The 18,626-nt window shown below is 32.9% G+C and carries 19 protein-coding genes and 1 tRNA gene; 13 read left to right on the forward strand and 7 right to left on the reverse strand.

What is annotated here, in order from left to right; translation table 11 throughout:
* Positions 1-189: 189 nt before the first annotated feature.
* A tRNA-Met gene (locus GGR32_RS01055) sits at positions 190-263 on the reverse strand.
* 129 nt (positions 264-392) lie between these two features.
* On the opposite strand from GGR32_RS01055, the gene GGR32_RS01060 reads away from it, so the two are divergent.
* On the forward strand, positions 393-779 hold the full coding sequence (locus GGR32_RS01060; protein WP_183475592.1) for an START-like domain-containing protein: 387 nt from the start codon (positions 393-395) through the stop codon (positions 777-779).
* Between the two features lie 75 nt (positions 780-854).
* The gene (locus GGR32_RS01065) at positions 855-1,706 is read left to right on the forward strand and encodes an aminotransferase class IV (protein ID WP_183475593.1); all 852 of its coding nucleotides are present in this window, start codon (positions 855-857) and stop codon (positions 1,704-1,706) included.
* Here GGR32_RS01065 and GGR32_RS01070 read toward each other — a convergent pair.
* From GGR32_RS01070 to GGR32_RS01090, 5 genes are all read right to left on the reverse strand, one after another.
* Positions 1,703-2,260, reverse strand: coding sequence for a YqgE/AlgH family protein (locus GGR32_RS01070; RefSeq protein ID WP_183475594.1), 558 nt, complete (start codon positions 2,258-2,260; stop codon positions 1,703-1,705). The genes GGR32_RS01065 and GGR32_RS01070 overlap by 4 nt on opposite strands.
* Before the next feature lie 89 nt (positions 2,261-2,349).
* A complete protein-coding gene (locus GGR32_RS01075) occupies positions 2,350-2,622 on the reverse strand; it encodes an HU family DNA-binding protein (RefSeq protein ID WP_183475595.1) in 273 nt (90 codons plus the stop codon).
* A 186-nt stretch (positions 2,623-2,808) separates the two neighbouring features.
* Positions 2,809-3,756, reverse strand: a complete 948-nt coding sequence (gene fmt / locus GGR32_RS01080) for a methionyl-tRNA formyltransferase (RefSeq protein WP_183475596.1) — start codon at positions 3,754-3,756, stop codon at positions 2,809-2,811.
* The gene (locus tag GGR32_RS01085) at positions 3,743-5,665 is read right to left on the reverse strand and encodes a RecQ family ATP-dependent DNA helicase (protein WP_183475597.1); all 1,923 of its coding nucleotides are present in this window, start codon (positions 5,663-5,665) and stop codon (positions 3,743-3,745) included. Before GGR32_RS01085 ends, fmt begins: the two co-directional genes overlap by 14 nt.
* A gap of 3 nt (positions 5,666-5,668) precedes the next feature.
* Positions 5,669-6,199 carry an AAA family ATPase gene (locus GGR32_RS01090; protein WP_343066405.1) on the reverse strand — a complete coding sequence of 177 codons (531 nt, stop codon included), beginning with the start codon at positions 6,197-6,199 and terminating at the stop codon, positions 5,669-5,671.
* Positions 6,200-6,339: 140 nt separating this feature from the next.
* Here GGR32_RS01090 and GGR32_RS01095 point away from each other — a divergent pair, with 140 nt between their 5' ends.
* The 11 genes from GGR32_RS01095 (at position 6,340) to GGR32_RS01145 (ending at position 17,316) form a co-directional block, all read left to right on the forward strand.
* The gene (locus GGR32_RS01095; protein ID WP_183475599.1) at positions 6,340-6,633 is read left to right on the forward strand and encodes a DUF493 family protein; all 294 of its coding nucleotides are present in this window, start codon (positions 6,340-6,342) and stop codon (positions 6,631-6,633) included.
* Between the two features lie 97 nt (positions 6,634-6,730).
* A complete protein-coding gene (locus tag GGR32_RS01100) occupies positions 6,731-7,369 on the forward strand; it encodes a DUF4290 domain-containing protein (RefSeq protein ID WP_183475600.1) in 639 nt (212 codons plus the stop codon).
* A 9-nt stretch (positions 7,370-7,378) separates the two neighbouring features.
* Positions 7,379-8,692 (forward strand): UDP-N-acetylglucosamine 1-carboxyvinyltransferase, encoded by a 1,314-nt coding sequence (gene murA, locus GGR32_RS01105; protein WP_183475601.1) that lies wholly within the window; start codon positions 7,379-7,381, stop codon positions 8,690-8,692.
* A gap of 479 nt (positions 8,693-9,171) precedes the next feature.
* Positions 9,172-9,348 carry a hypothetical protein gene (locus GGR32_RS01110; protein WP_183475602.1) on the forward strand — a complete coding sequence of 59 codons (177 nt, stop codon included), beginning with the start codon at positions 9,172-9,174 and terminating at the stop codon, positions 9,346-9,348.
* Positions 9,349-9,364: 16 nt separating this feature from the next.
* On the forward strand, positions 9,365-11,758 hold the full coding sequence (locus GGR32_RS01115; RefSeq protein ID WP_183475603.1) for a disease resistance family protein: 2,394 nt from the start codon (positions 9,365-9,367) through the stop codon (positions 11,756-11,758).
* A gap of 36 nt (positions 11,759-11,794) precedes the next feature.
* Positions 11,795-13,675 (forward strand): tetratricopeptide repeat-containing sensor histidine kinase, encoded by a 1,881-nt coding sequence (locus GGR32_RS01120; RefSeq protein ID WP_183475604.1) that lies wholly within the window; start codon positions 11,795-11,797, stop codon positions 13,673-13,675.
* Between the two features lie 6 nt (positions 13,676-13,681).
* The gene (locus GGR32_RS01125) at positions 13,682-14,323 is read left to right on the forward strand and encodes a response regulator (protein ID WP_183475605.1); all 642 of its coding nucleotides are present in this window, start codon (positions 13,682-13,684) and stop codon (positions 14,321-14,323) included.
* 130 nt (positions 14,324-14,453) lie between these two features.
* Complete coding sequence (locus GGR32_RS01130; protein ID WP_183475606.1) at positions 14,454-14,873, forward strand: hypothetical protein; 420 nt, start codon at positions 14,454-14,456, stop codon at positions 14,871-14,873.
* 67 nt (positions 14,874-14,940) lie between these two features.
* Positions 14,941-15,636 (forward strand): suppressor of fused domain protein, encoded by a 696-nt coding sequence (locus GGR32_RS01135; RefSeq protein ID WP_183475607.1) that lies wholly within the window; start codon positions 14,941-14,943, stop codon positions 15,634-15,636.
* A 24-nt stretch (positions 15,637-15,660) separates the two neighbouring features.
* A complete protein-coding gene (locus tag GGR32_RS01140; protein WP_183475608.1) occupies positions 15,661-16,200 on the forward strand; it encodes a hypothetical protein in 540 nt (179 codons plus the stop codon).
* Positions 16,201-16,290: 90 nt separating this feature from the next.
* Positions 16,291-17,316: an SMI1/KNR4 family protein gene (locus GGR32_RS01145; RefSeq protein WP_183475609.1), complete on the forward strand. Its 1,026-nt coding sequence runs from the start codon at positions 16,291-16,293 to the stop codon at positions 17,314-17,316.
* Between the two features lie 4 nt (positions 17,317-17,320).
* Here GGR32_RS01145 and GGR32_RS01150 read toward each other — a convergent pair whose 3' ends face one another.
* The gene (locus tag GGR32_RS01150) at positions 17,321-18,544 is read right to left on the reverse strand and encodes an NAD(P)/FAD-dependent oxidoreductase (RefSeq protein ID WP_183475610.1); all 1,224 of its coding nucleotides are present in this window, start codon (positions 18,542-18,544) and stop codon (positions 17,321-17,323) included.
* Between the last annotated feature and the right edge of the window lie 82 nt (positions 18,545-18,626).

The following is an 18,626-nucleotide window of genomic DNA, read 5'->3' on the forward strand; positions in this document are numbered from 1 at the left end:
GTTTTTATAAGAAATATTGGACACACCTTGGAGGTACATTGGACTCACCTTGTACTTACCTAAGGTTTTATAAAGATACTAAAACCCAGAAAATGTTCTTGAGCTCTCCCAAGATGGCACAAATCTGACACAGCTTTTAAATGAAATAAGCCTTAATTATCATGTATTAGACAATTAAGGCTTATGCAGTAGCGAGAACGAGATTTGAACTCGTGACCTCCGGGTTATGAATCCGACGCTCTAACCAACTGAGCTACCTCGCCATTTTCACGGCTGCAAATATAATGTTATTTTAGATTCTACCAAATAAGTTTTAAAAAATAAATTTCATTTTTTTTTTTAAATCTAAACAAAGAATACATATATTGCCTTACAATCAAAAAAGTAAGTATATGAATGCGAAAATTAAATACGAGATGGAATTTCCTATTCAGGCGTCGCCATCATTGTTATATCAATACATATCAACTCCTTCTGGTTTAAGTGAGTGGTTTGCTGATAATGTGAATTCTAGAGGAGAAATTTTTACTTTTTTATGGGAAGGTAGCGAGGAGCAAGCCAAATTACTAAGTAAAAAAAGTGATGAGCGTATAAAATTACGCTGGTTGGATGATGATGATAACAACTTTTTTGAAATGCGTATTCAAGTAGATGAAATCACAAAAGATGTTTCTTTGATGATTACCGATTTTGCCGATGATGAAGATGATGTTAGTGAAGGGAAGATGCTTTGGGAAAACATGATATCAGATTTAAAACATGTGTTAGGCTCTGCTTAAAAAATAGTAAACAAATAAAACAACACCTCGGTTTTAATCGAGGTTTTCTTGTATATATAATACTTTAGTTATCTTATGAAAGTAAATTTATCTGGTGAAATTCTTACCGAAGAACAAGCTAATTTTTCTATTTATAATCGAGGCTACCAATATGGCGATGCACTTTTTGAAACCATAAGGGTAATAAACACCAAGATTATGTTTTGGGAAGATCATTATTTTAGGCTGATGGCTTCGATGCGTATCTTACGGATGGAAATTCCTTTAAGTTTTTCTCCAGAATTTCTCGCCGAGGAAATTCAACACCTAATTAAAATAAATAACCTAGAAGATAAAGCACTTCGGGTTAAAATTAATATTCACCGTAAGGAGGGCGGTTTGTATTTGCCAGAAGATAGAGAGATAAGCTACCTTATTAGCTTAAAACCGATTTCCGATTCGTTTTACCTTCTAAAAAAAGAAGCTTATGAGGTAGAACTTTATAAAGACTATTTTCAGGCAAGTGGTTTGTTAAGTACCTTAAAAACCAATAACAGGAGTCTAAATGTGTTGGCAAGTATTTTTGCAGAAGAGAATGCCTATGATAATTGTTTGCTTATCAACGAAAAGAAAAATATTATTGAAGCCGTAAACGGAAATATTTTTGTTGTTAAAGGAAATACAATAAAAACACCTCCGTTAGCAGAAGGTTGTATACAAGGAATAATACGCAAAAAGCTTATAGAAATTATCAATAAAACAGAAGAGTACACTTTGGATGAATCTCCAATTTCACCATTTGAGTTGCAAAAATCTGACGAGATGTTTATTACAAATGTAATACTAGGAATCCAGCCCATTACCAAATACCGTAAAAAAACATATACAAAAAATGTGGCTAAGCAATTATTAGCAAAGTTAAATTTAACAGCGCGTTTGGGCGATTAATTATAACTAGGATTTTCGGGGGCGTTAGACCAAATTAGGTATTCGCCTCCTAATTCTTTCATTTTTTCTTTCCAAAGTCCCGTGTTATCTTCAAAAATTTCTCTTTTTTTATTATCAAGCATCGCCCAGGATGCTGAATTCAACTCATTTTCTAATTGGTGTACTTGCCAGCCAGCATAACCAAGAAAAAATTTTATTTCATTTTCGGCAATTTCATCCTTTCTAAGCAGTTCTTTTACGGTGTCAAAATCTCCGCCCCAATATATATCGCGAACAATTTTTATGCTTCCAGGAATTTTTTCGGGAATACTGTGAATAAAAAATAGTTTATCCTGCTCTACAGGACCGCCATTAAAGATATGGAAGTTTCGGTGGATGATATCAGGAAATATATCAGAGAGGTTAAAATCTAAGCTTTTGTTGATGATAAAGCCTACCGAACCATCTTCGGAATGATCTGCCAATAGAATAACCGAGCGATTAAAAGTGAAATCACCAAAAATAGAGGGACGAGCAATGAGAAAATTTCCTTTCTCTGGTTGGTTTAAAGGCAAAATTTTAATTTTTATTATATAAAGCTACAAAAAAAAAGCTTCTCTTAAAAAGATAGAGAAGCTTTTATCTGTATTTTATTTACCTGAAATTAGTTTACAGACTTCTGTAAATCTGAACCAGCTTTAAATTTCACTACATTTTTAGCAGCAATTTTGATGGTTTTTCCAGTTTGTGGGTTTCTTCCTTCACGAGCAGCTCTTTTAGATACAGCCCAAGAACCAAAACCTACTAAAGATACACGGTCACCTTTTTTAAGTGTGTTTTCTACGTTTCCTAAAAAAGATTCTAATGCTTTTTTTGCTGCAGCTTTAGAGATTCCAGCATCTTCCGCCATAGCGTCAATTAAATTTGTCTTGTTCATAATTTTTGTAATTAAAATGAAATGTTGGTTAAACTTCGATTATTATTCCTTACAAAATTATACGGAATTCTGTTCTATGCAAGTAATATCAAGGGAAATACTTAATTTTGTTTATAACTTCACTTAATTGTTAATAACTTTACTTGATTATTTGTAAAATTTGCTTGTTTCAGTATTCATAAGGGGTTAACTCATATATGAATTTTCAGGAAAAGAAAAACCATTTAATAAATCGGTGGTTTTCATTTTGCGTTTTCCTGGCAATTGTATTTCTTCGATAAGCAAATACCCATCGCGAGCATAAACTTTTATTTTTTTATTTTCTACTATCAGCATCCCTGGAGTGTGGTTATGGGGTTCTGCTACCGGTGAAACGGCGTGAATTTTAGCTCGTAATTTTTCCTCATTTATATGTAAAAAGGTATAAGCAACGGGGTATGGAGCTAAACCTCTTACAAAATTATGTATTGTGCTTACATTGTTATCCCAATTTATTTTGGTGTTTTCTGGGGTTAATTTATAAGCTGTTTTTTGTGGATTTTCTTGTTTTTGTGGGTGTGTTTTTGGGGTTCCATCTTCAATAAGCTGAAGGGTTTTTGTAACTAAATTGGCACCTTGTTCCATTAGTTTGTCGTGTAGGCTTCCGGCTGTATCGGTAGCTGTAATTGGGGTTTCAGTTTGTAGGATAATGTTGCCGGTATCTATGGCTTCATCGATAAAAAAGGTAGTTACGCCTGTTTTTGTTTCTCCGTTTATAATTGCCCAGTTTATTGGCGCAGCACCACGATAATCTGGTAATAGAGAGGCATGGAGGTTAAAGGTTCCATATTTTGGGAAGCTCCATACTTTTTTAGGCAACATTCTAAAGGCAACCACTACACATAGGTTAGGTTGGAGTTCTTGGAGCTGTTCTTGAAATTCTTCCGATTTTAAATTAGTAGGTTGTAAAACAGGAATATTTTTACGCAGTGCAAATTCTTTTACGGCAGATTGGTTTAGTTTTTTTCCTCTTCCTGCAGGTTTATCGGGAGCAGTAACTACTCCTACAACATTGTATTTTGCTTGTATTATTTTATCTAAAATATGTACAGCAAAAAGGGGAGTGCCCATAAATAGAATTCTAAGGTTTTTCATGGTCTATGTTTTTGGTAAGTATATATGAGTTTTGAATAGTTTGTTTAATAATGTTTTTTTCTGTTAAGATGCGTAGCATTGTTAAGGTATCTTTTTCAGGGACATTAACGTGCGTTGTAATTTCATGTGAATATTTTTCGGTATTACCTATAAAATTAATAATGCTTTCTTTTAAAGAAGAAGCATTTAACCTGTTTTTATTGCTGTTTTTTTCGTAACAAACCGAGCAATATTGACAGTCTTTTTTTAGGTCTTCTCCAAAGTAGGAGAGCAGTAGTTTAACCTTACAGGTGGTAGAATTATTTATATAATCTACCATGGCTTGAATTTGATTTACCTTGTGTTGATACTCTTTTTTTATAGATGTGTTTAAAGGGTTTATTGTTATATTATCTTCTCTAGGAACTAAGAATTTTAACTGTGTATCTTTATCTTTTAAGTATAATTGAATAATTTCTTGCTCATGTAATTGTTGTAGTTGCTCTATACATTCCTTTTTTGAAATACCTGCTTTTTTTGATACTTGCTCTGGGTTAAAACTGGTTAACATATCAAAATAGCCAGATTTTATACGCAATAAGGCTTCTATTATTTGCTTAGCGTTTTGTTTGTTCTGAAGGTATGTTTCTAGGGTTTTTGCACTAATTTCTATTTTTAATAAAGGAAGCTGTTGAGATTGCTCTAACTGGATAATATTGTAGCGTTCTAAAAGCTTTAAACTTAAAAGTGCGTTAGTGTATGGTATGTTATATCGTTTGCAAAAACTAATGAGGTTAAATTGGTAATCTGCGGTAGTTCCTTCTCCATAGGCTACTCCAAGGTAAGCATTTAGTTTTTTATAAATGTAGGCTACGTTTTTTGGTGTGGGCAATACCTCGATAAATTGATGTTCTAGTTTTTTAAAATCGGCTTCATTGTAAAGTAGGAGTGCTTTTGCGGGGAGTTGATCTCTACCTGCTCTACCTGCTTCTTGGTAATAGCTTTCGATGCTTTCTGGAATATCAAAATGTATAACATTGCGAACATTGCTTTTGTCAATTCCCATTCCAAAAGCACTGGTGGCAACAATATAAGGTTTAGCTTCTGTAAGCCATTGGTTCATATTTTGTTGTTTTTGTTTGGGAGGGATTCCTGCGTGATAATAAGTAGTAGAGAGTCCTACATTATTTAAAAAATCGCTTAAATCGTGTGTGGCTTTTCTGGAGCGCACGTATATTATGCTTATACCAGTGTTTTTTAGTAGAAATTTCCTAAGGATTTCATATTTGTTTTCTGTTTTAAATATTGAAAAAAAGATATTAGGCCTAGCAAAACTAGCTTTAACAACGGGAGCTTCAGGAATTTCTAAAGATGTTTTAATATCCTCCAATACTTTTGGTGTAGCTGTAGCGGTTAATGCAATAAGTTTAGCTTTGGGAAATGTAGCGGTAAGCAGAGAAAGCTTTTTATAGGCAGGTCTAAAATCGGTTCCCCATTCAGAAATACAATGTGCCTCATCTATCGCGATAATGCTAACAGGTAAAGAAGCTAAGCGTTCTTGTACAATACTGTTTTGTAAGCGTTCTGGTGAGATGTAAAGGAGTTTATAATTTCCGTATAAACAATTGTCTAATTGTTGGTTAAGTTCAGCATGGCTTATGTTTCCACTTAAATTAATTGTTTTTACACCTCTTTTTTTTAGGTTTTCTTGTTGGTCTTGCATTAAGGCAATAAGCGGTGATACAACAAGGCAAATACCAGGTTCGGCAATTGCAGGTACTTGGAAGCAAATAGATTTTCCTGCACCTGTAGGTAGTAAACCTATTACTTTGTTTTTATGGTATAGTGTATCTAAAACTGCTTTTTGGCTAGGTCTAAATGAGGTGTAACCCCAATACTTTTGTAGAATATGTATTAGGTTCTCTTGCATGTTTTAGTGCTTCAGTTGGTTTAAGATAAACTGTATGCGTTGCGCTATAGGTAATTTAGGAACTTCGGTTAAGTTGTAGCCTAAATTTTGATAGGTTTTTAATAAAAATTTCTGAATTTCTTTTGCTTCATTTAAGCTTTCATAACGTTCATTATCAGATAAATATATTTCATCCCAAATAGGGAATACAAAAACTTTATCATACCTGTATTTTTTGTTAGCTTGGGTGAAAAGATTAGGGTAAGAGGTGTTTTTGTAATCCAAGTAAGTGCTTACATCTGGGATTCCTCTATCTAGAAATACAAAAGGCTCTTTACTTTTATCAGCTTCTTGGTGTTGTTTAATTCTGCCTTCGAGTAATTTTTCACTAAACAATAAGGGTTGCGTAAGAAAAAGTTGTGTAATTCCTTCTTCTTGAGCTTTTTTAGTAACTTCTCTAGATACTTCTTCAAAACAAGTATATCCTTTTTCTTTTAATATTTTGATAGTAGAAGTTTTTCCTGTACTGGGGCCTCCTATAAGTAAAATTTTCAAAGCTTTATTCATTCTGTAAATAATCTAGCAACTTATATATTAATTGATTAAATTTAATAAAAAAATAATAGGGTATTGGCTAAGTACAACTTATACAAGCCTATTATTTTGTACATTTGCGGTACGAAAGTATTAATATTATGAGCAAATCTAACAATTCTGACGAATTTTATAAACGACTACAAGCACAACTTGTAGAAACCTCTAGCTGGCCTAACGAATATTTGTATAAATTTATCGTACCTTCAGATAACCATAAGATAGCATTGATGGAAGAAATTTTTGATGGCATGGGAGCGGTTATCAGAACACAACCATCTTCTAAAGGTACTTATACAAGTATATCTGTAAATGTAGAAATGCAAAGCGCACAAGCCATTATAGATAAATATAAAGAAGTGGGAGAGAAAGTGCCAGGTGTAATTTCTTTATAAAAAAAAGAATTAAAACAATTACATCAGATAAATATTTTATATTTTGCAAACCTACGCAGAAGTTTAATGCTATTCCTTGTTTAAAACCAGATACATTTTGATAGATAACCTAGAATACAACACAGAAAGAAACCATTTAATTATTCCGGAATATGGAAGGCATATACAAAAAATGGTAGAGTATGCCTTAACAATAGAAGATAAAGAAAAAAGAAACGAGGTGGCAAAATCTATTATTGCTGTTATGGGGAATTTAAATCCACACCTGCGTGATGTGCCAGATTTTCAACATAAATTATGGGATCAGTTATTTATTATTAGTAATTTAGAACTAGACGTTGATTCACCTTTCCCTAAGCCCTCTGACGAGATACTGAAAAAAGCACCATTGCCTCTGTCATATCCTCAAAATTATCCTAAATACCGCTTTTATGGGAATAACATAAAACGTATGATAGATCAAGCTAGAACTTGGGAAGAAGGAGAGAAAAAAGAAGCCCTTATCTACACCATAGCTAACCACATGAAAAAAAGTTACCTTAATTGGAATAAAGATGTGGTAGAAGATGCTGCGATATTTAATCACTTGTATGAGCTTAGTGAAGGAGAAATAAATCTAAACAAAAAAGATGAAGATCTTTCTGAGTCATCAGATTTAATGACTTATACTAAACGCAAACCCACTAGTAGAAATACCAATACTAAAAAGAAAAATAGAAACCGTAAACGTTACTAATTTATACCTATGGCTGTATTTAAAATAGAAGGAGGTCATCATCTTTCAGGAGAAGTTATTCCACAAGGAGCAAAAAACGAAGCCTTACAAATTTTATGTGCTGTTTTACTTACCGATCAAGAAGTAATTATTCATAATATTCCAGATATCAGAGATGTAAATAAACTAATTGTCATCTTAAAAAATCTAGGGGTAAGAATAGAAAAACTAGCCAAAGGGAGTTACTCTTTCCATAGCGATAATCTAAATTTAGCTTATTTAGAAGGCGAACAATTTAAACAAGAAGGAAGTGGACTTAGGGGTTCTATAATGATTGTAGGACCATTATTAGGCAGGTTTGGTAAAGGATATATTCCTCGCCCTGGTGGAGATAAAATAGGTAGAAGACGTTTAGATACACATTTTGAAGGTTTTATAAAACTTGGAGCAGATTTTAGGTACAACAAGGAAGAACGTTTTTATGGGGTAGAAGCTCCAAATGGACTTTCAGGAACCTCGATGTTGCTAGAGGAAGCCTCGGTTACCGGAACAGCAAATATTATTATGGCAGCGGTTTTGGCAAAAGGTAAAACAACCATTTATAATGCCGCTTGCGAACCCTATATCCAGCAACTGTGCAAGATGTTGATAGCGATGGGAGCAAAAATACAAGGCGTAGGTTCTAACCTCATAACAATAGAAGGGGTAACAAGCTTAAACGGATGTACGCATAGGATTCTGCCAGACATGATTGAAATAGGTTCATGGATAGGTTTAGCAGCAATGACGCAGAGCGAAATAACCATAAAAAATGTAAGTTGGGAAAACCTAGGTTTAATTCCTACTACATTTAGAAAACTAGGGATTACTTTAGAAAAAAGAGGAGACGATATTTATGTCCCTCCGCATACCAACGGTTACGAAGTACAAAGTTTTATAGATGGCTCTATAATGAATATTAGCGATGCTCCTTGGCCTGGATTTACCCCAGATTTATTGAGTATTGTATTAGTAGTAGCAACGCAGGCTAGAGGTAGTGTACTTATACATCAAAAAATGTTTGAAAGTAGGTTGTTTTTTGTAGATAAATTAATTGATATGGGAGCAAAAATTATATTATGCGACCCGCATAGAGCTACTATTATAGGGCATGATTTTAAATCTACTTTAAAAGCAACTACTATGACAAGTCCCGATATTAGAGCAGGAATTTCGTTATTAATTGCTGCATTATCTGCCAAAGGAACATCAACTATTCATAATATAGAGCAAATAGATCGAGGTTATGAAAATATAGATGAGCGTTTGCGTGCTTTGGGGGCGAAAATTACACGTATAGAGTAATGGTTTAATCTTATAAGTTTCTGATATTTAGTTTTATATGTAAATATTCGCTATAGTTGTTGAATATCTAGTAGAACTAATCAATATATTAAAGTGTACAGTGTTTTTTTATAATTGAATATGTACGAGCGTACACTAACAATTAGAGATTAAAATACGTATAAAAAATTATAAAAGCATAAAAGGGGTATTTGTATCCCTTTTATGCTTTTAATAAGTAAAAGTTTTGGTTTTTTTTAATGTAATATCCTATGTTACGGGTTAACTTTTAAATGTTTTACAATAGCTTTAGTTGTCTAGGCTTTATGTTTTTTATAAAGAATAATAAAAGCAAAATAATTACTAGAAAAGTCCGATTATACACGGAAATAAATTTTAATAATATTTAGGAATAAAAAATGGCTGAAAACAGGGGTTTTTCATCCCCTATTATTGTCTAATTTTGTTATTTATTCCCAGATAATATTTAAAAAAATAATATGATTTTTTTACCCCAAAGTATTAACAATGCCGAAGATGTTTTATACCATACTTGGACAACTATGGTAAACAATATGAATACAGCGCAAGGTCAAGAGGAGTTTAACGTAAAGTTTGCTTTGTTTGTGCCTGTTGTGCTAAAAAAAATGGAGCTAATTACTAAATCTGAATCCTAAACTTTTATTTATTTCTATGACTCTGGATATCCACAATATTGATACTGAATTTAAGCGTTTAAAACTCCAACAACAATATACTTCTGATGATTTATATGCCTTATTTATTATTGGTAAAATCAGCAGAGATGAAGCCGTAATTTCTGAAGTAGCCGAATTGCTACAACAATTTGGTACCCAAGCTATAAACCAATCTTTTAAAACCAGAAATAAACTACCTGAGCAAGATGGTAATAGAACCAAAATATTAAGTTCATTAATCACCTATGCTAGTAAAGATGCTAACTTTCCTGTTGGAGAAGCGTATAAGTTATTTGATTTTATTGAAATCCGTTTAAGTGACGAGGAAGTTTTTAAAAAACTAAACAAAAACCCTTCGATTATTGCTCAGTTTAAAGGCATAACTCACTTGCATATTTATGAGGGTTTTACCAACGGTATTCCTGCTGAAATTGGAGAAATAACATCGTTAACAAATCTTGAAATAGAAGGCGATTATTCCCATTTGCCAGAGACCATAGGGAATTTAGTACACTTAGAAGAACTTGATATTGATTGTGAGGGGTTACAAGAAATTCCAGCAAGTATTGTAAAGTTATCAGCTCTAAAAGAGTTCGATATTATGGTTAGTTCTGAGGCGGAAGCCCCCTTAAAAATGCCTTTTAATTTATCGGCACTTAAGCAATTAGAGAGTTTAACTTTCTATAAAATAAATGTTGAAAACTTCACAGAACTTCAACTGCCAACATCATTAAAAAAAATAGGGTTTTATCGTTTACCTAAACTTAAGGCGTTACCCCAGACCATTACTCAATTAAAAAACCTTGAACGCTTAGAAGTTTATAATTGTCCGCTTTTAGAAACTATTCCAGATGAACTAAGTGAGCTTGAAAAATTAACCTATATCAGACTTCAGGAAGTTCCGCTTATAAAGCAAATAAAAGATACAATTATATTTGCTCCAAGTATAAGTTCGTTATCTTTAGATGATACGGTAGAAATAATTTCGACACAAACCCATTTCCAAAACACCACATTAAGTATTAGAGATGCACGTATGTTAAATTTCGTACTAAGCCATGCCAAATACTTTTCTAACCTTAAGTGTTTAAGTTTAGGTAATTTTAGGGATTTTGAAAATATAAAAGCAGGAATAGAACAACTAAAAAACCTGGAAAAAATATCGGCGATTTCGCTTAATAACAGCGATGTTTTATGGGGGAGTTTAGCAGCTTGCAAACAGTTAAAAGAATTGCATTTTAACAATATAGGTTTAGCGGAGCTTCCTAATTTAAGCACACTTCAAAACCTTAAAAAGGTCAGTATAGAACGAAGTGATAATTTTGTTTTAAATACAAATCATTTACCACTAGATTTAGAAGAATTAAACCTTGCATTTATAAAAGGAATACAAGTGGGTAAAAACAGTATATATTCCGATTCGATAAGATTAGAAGGGGTAACCATAGAAAACCCTAAAGCTTTATTCAGTAAAATAACAACTCCTTTCCTTTCTTTTTACCCAAAATTAGAAGAAGCTTATACACCTGAAGACTTAACCCCATATTTACAAAAACCAGGGGTTTTAAAAACCTTATACACTACTTGTCCTACAGGTTCTTTTGAATCAATATTTAAGCACTGTACGCAATTAGAACGTTTATCGATAGATAATAAAAACGAAGACAAAACTGAACTGCAAAGCCATCCTGCCACACAGCTTAAGGTTTTAAGGCTAACAAATTATAAAGGGGCTAACCTAAAGGCATTGTTAACCAATATGCCAAACTTAAATTTACTTTTTATCAATGGGCACAATGCACTACATACTTTCCCTAAAGTAAATTTACCTAAACTAGAAAATTTATTTCTGGTAAGTACATCATTCGAAGGGCTTCAAAATTTGAAAGCCCCAAAACTAGACCGGCTCTATATGCTTATGTGTTATGAGTTTACGTCCGAAGCTTATGCAGCCCTACCACAATTTACAAAGTTAAAAAAGTTGAGTTTTTCAGGGTCAAACAGCATTAAGACTATTCCAAAAGAAATTACAACATTAAAGCTTACAGAGTTTTTAATGGAGCATGATGTAGATGAATTCCCTGACTATATAAAAAACATGACTACACTAGAAACGCTTTCGCTTGGTGCAAACTCTTTTGAAAACTTGCCTTTATGGATTGCTGATTTACCTAACCTAACCCGATTATCCATTGATCATTGTAGGTTTGAAAATCCTATTCCAGACTATTTTAAAAAGCTAAAACTACTAGAGTTAAAGTATTACATTAATAAATTCTCGGGTTATAATATACCTTATGATAATTACAGAAATTTGATAACTCCCAATTATACCAAACAGGTAGGTGAATTTAGTAATCATTTTAATGTATATGTAAAAGATTTGTAATTAAAAAAACTAATTTTAGGTATAAAAAAGAAACGTTTGAATAAGGTTATAAAACAGCTTAAAAAATTAAATAGACTACTGCTTGTTGTTAGTTTGTTTTTTACAGCAACATTTCCCGTTGCTTCGCAATCAGATGTGCTTTTTCAGCAGTTTAAAGCTTTTGGAGTAAACCCGGCTATTCCTAACGATACTCTTTTTATCAAACTTAAGCAAGCCGAAGATTTTCCTTCAAAATATAAGCGCACATTAGATATCATTAAGTTCCATGAGGCTAAAGGAACAATAGATTCTATTATTTTTTATGGAAATAAACTCTATGTAGAAGCAATTAATGCACCTCATAAAAACAACGACGCTTATTTAGCTGAACCTTGCTATATAATAGGAAAAGGAAAACTAGAAAAAGGCTTGTTTGACGAGGCTTTGAAATGGTTTTTTAAGGGAATAGATTATACCGATAAACATTTTGAAACAGACGATTATGTAAGAAATAGAATTGGTATAGGAAGTGTAAAGGCGGTAAGAGGTAATACAAATGAAGGGAAAAAAATTATAGAAGAATGTATTGCAAATACCAAAAACGATACCTTAAAAAATATAGCTATAACAGAACTGGCCGTTATCCATTATTCAGAAGGTGATTTTTCAGCATCAAAGCAACTTTTTAACAAAGCTCAAGCCTATTTTAAGCAAGTAAACCTAAAAAAAGAAAGTTTACAAAACAGCCTGTGGTTAGGCAGTATTTATTACAAAGAAGGCGATTTAGATCAAGCCTTAACCACTTGTTATCATGTGTTTAATGAAGCTTTAACCTTAGAGTATTTTACGCTTTATGCAAAAGGGGGAAGTGTGATAGGTAACATTTATTTAGCAGAAAAAGATTTTGAAAATGCAAAGAAGATATTATCTACTGTGCATATAAATTCCATTCAATGGGGGAATTTTGAAATAGAACGCCAAGCGGTTTTAAAACTGCAAGAAGCCTATGCAAAAACAGGCGATTATAAAAATGCATACGCATTAATGACGCAGCTTAATCGAGTCAATAACGAGATTTTGGTAAGCCAAAATAAACAACAAGTTAACGAGTTAGAGTTTCAATACAAAACCGCCGAACAGGCACAAGAAATAGCTTGGCAAAAAGCCCAAAAATTTTATATTCTTATAGGTTTTGTAATTGTTTTAGTACCTGTTTTAGCATTGCTATACATGTATTACCAGAAATTACAAACCCAAAGTAAATTAACAAAAACATTAGAAAAAGTAAGTCAGCAGAAGATAGCCGCCTTGTTAAAAGATCAAGAATTACAATTGGTAACCGCCTCTTTAAAAGGGCAAAATATAGAGCGAAAACGCATCGCACAAGAGCTTCATGATAGTATAGGAGGGAATCTGGCAACCATAAAGCTACAGCTTTCTAATATGCATAAAATAAATAAGGAAAACCTTATTCAGCAAATAGATGATACTTATGTTCAAGTGAGGGAATTATCGCACAACTTAATGCCTAATAAGTTTAAAAATACTGCATTTACATCGATACTTTCAGAGTATATCGCTCGTGCAAGTCAATCTTCACAAGAAGAGATAACCTTACAACTCTACCCCAAAGGCAAGCTAAATAAAATAGACGAACATATAAAAATCGAAATTTATAAAGTTATACAAGAACTGTTAACCAATGCGTTAAAACATGCCAAAGCCTCACAAATAGATATTCAATTATCCTTATTTAACAACAACATAAAACTTCTTTTTGAAGACGACGGAAAAGGTTTCGAAATAGATAAAATTAAACTAGGCTTAGGTTTTCAGAACTTAAAAGATAGATTAAAAAAAATGGACGGAAATCTATGCATTAACAGCTCTCCAAATCGAGGAACAGTAATCGATATAGATATTCCTTTAACAAAATAAAACATCATGAATTATAACCTAATTTTAGTAGATGACCATAAAATGTTTCTAGATGGCTTATGGAATATTTTTAAAAATGAAGCCAATTGCACTGTTTTACAAACCGCACATAATGGCGCACAGGTTATAAAATATATGGAAACGAACCCAAATCAAGCAATAGATATTGTAATAAGTGATATTAGCATGCCAACAACCGATGGCATTACGCTTAATAAGTATATAAAGAAAGAGCGTCCAGAAATAAAAACCCTAATGGTGAGCATGCATACCGATGCAGGAATGATAGATACATTGATTAAAAATAATGTAGACGGATATTTATCTAAAAACGCAACCCAAACCGAATTGCTTGAAGCCGTAAAAACCATATTGAAAGGAGAAAAGTACTTTTCGCAGTCTGTACAGCAAGCATATATGAAAGGAGTTTTAGAAAAAAAGACAGAAACAACCATTACATTAACGAAACGAGAAAAAGAAGTACTAAGACTAATAGCCGAAGAATATACTACACAAGAAATTGCAGACGAGCTCTTCCTAAGTAAACATACAATAGAGAGCTACCGTAAAAATTTAATTGCAAAACTGAATGTAAAAAATCTTGCAGGATTAACAAAATATGCCATAAAACTAGGCTTGGTAGAATAATATAAACCCATACCCCTGTTTTCAGGGAGGTGATTTTCGCTACATATAGCCTATTTTACAACATACATCTTGTTGCATATTTGCACTGTAATAATCAAATAAGATATAAACCATCAAAAAAAATTAAAAAATGATTTACGGAATTTCTTTAGTGTTTTTAAGTATTGTAGCAGTGCCATCTTTATTACTTTCTAAAAAACCAAACGCAAAAGAGTTGTTGGCAAAAGTAGAACCTTATCAAGGTTGGATAGGACTTATATTTTGTTTTTGGGGTGTTTGGGGCGTTATCTCTGCAGTTTTAAACCTAGGCTGGTTAACCTCTGCACCTATCTGGTGGATAACACTTTTAGCAGGAAGTATTGTAGAAGCAGGTTTGGGCTTTATGTTAGGCTATGGAATGATTAATAAATTATTCTTATCTAAAAATGCTAGTGCACAAGAAAAAGCAGAAAAAATAAGAGAGAAAATAGCTCCCTTACAAGGAAAATTAGGTCTATTAGGTATAGGTGTAGGTATTTGGATGATTATAGCTTCGTTCTTATTTATCTAAAAATATAAATTAACTAACCATTCTTTTATAAAAAATAAACCAATTTAATAGTAACAAAAAAACAAGCATGGAAAAATCAGCATCAGGTGCACCGATATATAAATACGAAGAGAACACTAGAAGAGAGTTTGAAGTAGCTTCGGGAGATTCCTCTATCGAAGAAATATCTAATCACATAGAAAAACATGTAGGAAAAGTAGACATGGTGTTTCATGAAATAATTTCAGACAAAGTACACCTTGATGTGCATTGGGTAAAACCAACACCAGAAAGACCATTTCATACCTTGATAACTTCTGGGATGAGCGATAAGCCTATGAATGCTCCAGAAGGAATGGAAGATGCAAAATATGCAGAACTTAGTATTTGTTTGCCTAAAGATTGGAAAATTTCAGAAGAAGATTTTAAAGACGAAAACAACTATTGGCCTATACGCTGGTTAAAATACATGGCTAGATTTCCGCACGATTACAACACTTGGTTATGGTGGGGGCATACCGTTCCTAACGGAAATCCAGCAGAGCCTTTTGCAGAAAACACCAACCTAGATACCATGCTTCTTTTACCTGGAGTTATGTTTGAAAAAGGGTATCATCAATTGGTATTACCACATAAAACCATTAGTTTTTTTGCCCTTATTCCTTTATACAAAGAGGAAGTTGAATTGAAATTAAAAGAAGGAGTAGAAGCGCTTTTCGAAGGTTTTAATAAACATCAAGTTTCAGATATCTTTCAATTAGACAGGCCCAATACGGTATTATAAATAGTAAATTAACTTTGTTGTAAGATGAAAATAAAAAATATTTTTGGAATTCTACTACTACTTACATTACTTACAAGTTGTAAAAAAGAAAGCCCTCATGAAATAGTAGAAAAAACAGTACTTAACGCTAACTTGTTAATGGCAAGCTATGGTAGTCAATACTTTCAGCAGTTAGAGGCTTTAGAGAGGAGCGGCAATTTAATGTACCTATCAAAAAATGGAGAAATGCAACCCGCAACCTATTCGCAATATTTAAAAAAAGTTAGTATTCCAGAAATAGAAAACATTATAGCAGAGGTAGAAGCGCTTCAGGTAGATGAAGATTCCAAACCATTAATCGATAGTTCTCTCGATCTTTTTAAGCTATGTCTTGATTTTTATGAAACCGATTATCCTAAAATTGTACTTATGTACGACGAAAATAAGCCAAGAAAAAAAATTATAGATAAAGTACGAAAGTTTGAAGAGGAACATTACCAGGCGTTCGAAGAAAAAAATGCTAAACTAGATGAAGAAGCAAAAAAATATGCCGAAAATAACGGTGTGAAACTAAAATTTGTATAACTATAATTAACTAACCAAGCTATGCAGAGCACATAAACTATTTTTGTTTATGTGTTTTGCTTTTTAGTATAAAACTACTCTACAATACCCATGAAAAAACCAGTTACAGTACCCAAAGAGGCCAGATGGAATGAAGATGATTACGAATGGGAATTAGGAATAAGAAACAAAAAAGGCGATAAAATAGGAGAATGGAGCTGGTGGGAAGCTTCAGAAGGTTACTTATCTTGCCATGCTTTTTTTACGGATGATGGAAACCTTGTAAGTGTTAAAAGATTTCACCCTAATGGCGAATGCTCTCTAGAGCTTTCTTACAATCAGGAAGGAAAGGAACTATCGGTGTATTATGCATCTGAAGAAGATACAATGGAGTATTTTCCTGAAAATAGATTTAAAAACGCTTGGAAAGCAGAAAGAATAGTGGGAAGCTCTCCTAAAGCTTATAATTTTTACGATAAAGCAGGAAGACAATTATCGGTATTAGGAAATCACACTGCTGAAATAGAAAAACTGAAAACAGCTCCCGAAAACGAAACCGCCGAACAGGCTATAAAACGCTTAAATAAAGTAATTAGCCTTTTAACAGAAAATAAAGATCTCGATGAGGAAATTATAGAGGAATTAGATATTCTTCATAAACCACATCATATAAAAACAGTTACTGAAACAGAATTAAATACGTACGAGAAACACTTAGGAGTTCAATTTCCGCCATCCTATAAAGAGTTTGTACTAAAACATGGCTTTATTAAGTTTGGAGAAGTTAACGATTTTAACAGAATGTTATTTTCCGATTATAATGTATTAAGCGATAGTTTAGCTTATTGGGGAATAGATTCTGAAAAAGCCTTCTCTAAAGAAACAAAAAACAGGCTAGATAAAATAATTACGTTTTCTTACGGAGATGAAGGGCTGCAAATAGAGTGGTTTCACTGTTTTGATTACAATACATTAAACCCTGAAACAGGCGAAGTTAGTGTTATGGATTTTTGTCAAGACGATAGCAACACGCCTTTAGAAAATAGCACTACCATTACCTGTAAAGGAAGAGGATTTGATAAGCACATGAGTTCAATAGTAGATAAAGAGATTGAAATGTTGTTAATGGAATATTGATAGTTTACTTTTTATCCATATTAAGCATATGCGCCATGTTTTTGATAATATTTTTATGCTTTTTTACAAAGGGATTACTCTTATCCCAAACATAGCCTGCAAGCACTGAGCAAATTTTCTTTTTAACTTCAGGGTTTTCAGGTTGATGAAAAAATAAGGTCTGTAAATTTCCCGTATACCATTCTTCTACATAGGTTCTAAAGGTTTCTATACCCTGTTGCATGTAATGGCTATAATCGTTTTCCCAATCTACAGTCTCTCCACTGAGTTCTTTTAAAGCAAGTTTTGCCGCTAGCATTCCAGACTCTGTAGCAAAAGCAACCCCCGAAGAAAATACAGGATCTAAAAACTCGGTACTATTGCCTGTAAGTGCAAACCCGTCGCCATACATTTTTTTTACGGTTCTGGAGTAATTTTCAAGTTTTATCGGTTTAAATAGAAAATCTAATGTTCCAAATCTATCTTTATAATGATTAGACATTAAAATTGCTTTTCTAAGCGCTTCGGTGGTAGATGTGGTGGAGAGCGAATTAATAAATTCTGTAGAGCCAACAATTCCTACACTAGAGTTGCCGTTAGAAAACTGTATAACCCATAACCAAACTTCTGTTTGGATAATATCAAAAGAGATGATATCGTTTTTAGGCCTATTAACGTCTTTAATATGTGTAAAAATAGCCGAGTGTGGTGCTAAACCTGATGGAGAATCAAGATTTAATAACCTAGGAAGAACCCTTCCATATCCGCTAGAATCTATTACAAATTTGGCATGAATTTTTTTTAGATTTCCATTTTTATCCTTAACCGTAGTAATCGAATTTTTTCCGTTAAATTCAATAGCAATTACTTCTGTTTCAAAGGCTAAATCTATTCCTTTTCTAACCACCTCTTTTGCCATAGCTTGGTCAAAATCGGCTCTAGGTACTTGCCATGTCCAAGTCCAACCTTTGGTGTAATTCTGGCTAAAATCAAACGTACATACTTCTTTACCTCTTATAAAACGTGCGCCCGATTTTTTCTCGAAATTCATTTGTTGTAAAGCATCAAGAAGCCCAGCTTCCTCAAAATGATCCATTACTCGAGGAATTAAGCTTTCGCCTACCACTAAGCGTGGAAATTTTGTTTTCTCTACTACTTTTACTTTTATTCCATTATTGTGCAGGTAGCATGAAGAAACACAGCCTGAAGGACCTGCTCCGATAACCAGAACATCAACAAATTCATTCATAGTAGGATAATAAATTTTATATTTGCATTCAAAAATAGTTATAATTTAACGGAAATAAAACAACTTTTAGTTTTTAAAACTA

It is taken from the genome of Mesonia hippocampi, from assembly GCF_014197445.1.
GTDB lineage: Bacteria > Bacteroidota > Bacteroidia > Flavobacteriales > Flavobacteriaceae > Mesonia > Mesonia hippocampi.

Excerpts from the sequence above, each read along its gene's own strand:
- GGR32_RS01060 (WP_183475592.1), top strand. The coding sequence starts at position 393 with ATGAATGCGAAAATTAAATACGAGATGGAATTTCCTATTCAGGCGTCG.
- GGR32_RS01065 (WP_183475593.1), top strand. The coding sequence starts at position 855 with ATGAAAGTAAATTTATCTGGTGAAATTCTTACCGAAGAACAAGCTAAT.
- GGR32_RS01075 (WP_183475595.1), bottom strand. The coding sequence starts at position 2,622 with ATGAACAAGACAAATTTAATTGACGCTATGGCGGAAGATGCTGGAATC.
- fmt (WP_183475596.1), bottom strand. The coding sequence starts at position 3,756 with ATGAAAAACCTTAGAATTCTATTTATGGGCACTCCCCTTTTTGCTGTA.
- GGR32_RS01085 (WP_183475597.1), bottom strand. The coding sequence starts at position 5,665 with ATGCAAGAGAACCTAATACATATTCTACAAAAGTATTGGGGTTACACC.
- GGR32_RS01095 (WP_183475599.1), top strand. The coding sequence starts at position 6,340 with ATGAGCAAATCTAACAATTCTGACGAATTTTATAAACGACTACAAGCA.
- murA (WP_183475601.1), top strand. The coding sequence starts at position 7,379 with ATGGCTGTATTTAAAATAGAAGGAGGTCATCATCTTTCAGGAGAAGTT.
- GGR32_RS01110 (WP_183475602.1), top strand. The coding sequence starts at position 9,172 with ATGATTTTTTTACCCCAAAGTATTAACAATGCCGAAGATGTTTTATAC.
- GGR32_RS01115 (WP_183475603.1), top strand. The coding sequence starts at position 9,365 with ATGACTCTGGATATCCACAATATTGATACTGAATTTAAGCGTTTAAAA.
- GGR32_RS01125 (WP_183475605.1), top strand. The coding sequence starts at position 13,682 with ATGAATTATAACCTAATTTTAGTAGATGACCATAAAATGTTTCTAGAT.
- GGR32_RS01130 (WP_183475606.1), top strand. The coding sequence starts at position 14,454 with ATGATTTACGGAATTTCTTTAGTGTTTTTAAGTATTGTAGCAGTGCCA.
- GGR32_RS01135 (WP_183475607.1), top strand. The coding sequence starts at position 14,941 with ATGGAAAAATCAGCATCAGGTGCACCGATATATAAATACGAAGAGAAC.
- GGR32_RS01140 (WP_183475608.1), top strand. The coding sequence starts at position 15,661 with ATGAAAATAAAAAATATTTTTGGAATTCTACTACTACTTACATTACTT.
- GGR32_RS01145 (WP_183475609.1), top strand. The coding sequence starts at position 16,291 with ATGAAAAAACCAGTTACAGTACCCAAAGAGGCCAGATGGAATGAAGAT.
- GGR32_RS01150 (WP_183475610.1), bottom strand. The coding sequence starts at position 18,544 with ATGAATGAATTTGTTGATGTTCTGGTTATCGGAGCAGGTCCTTCAGGC.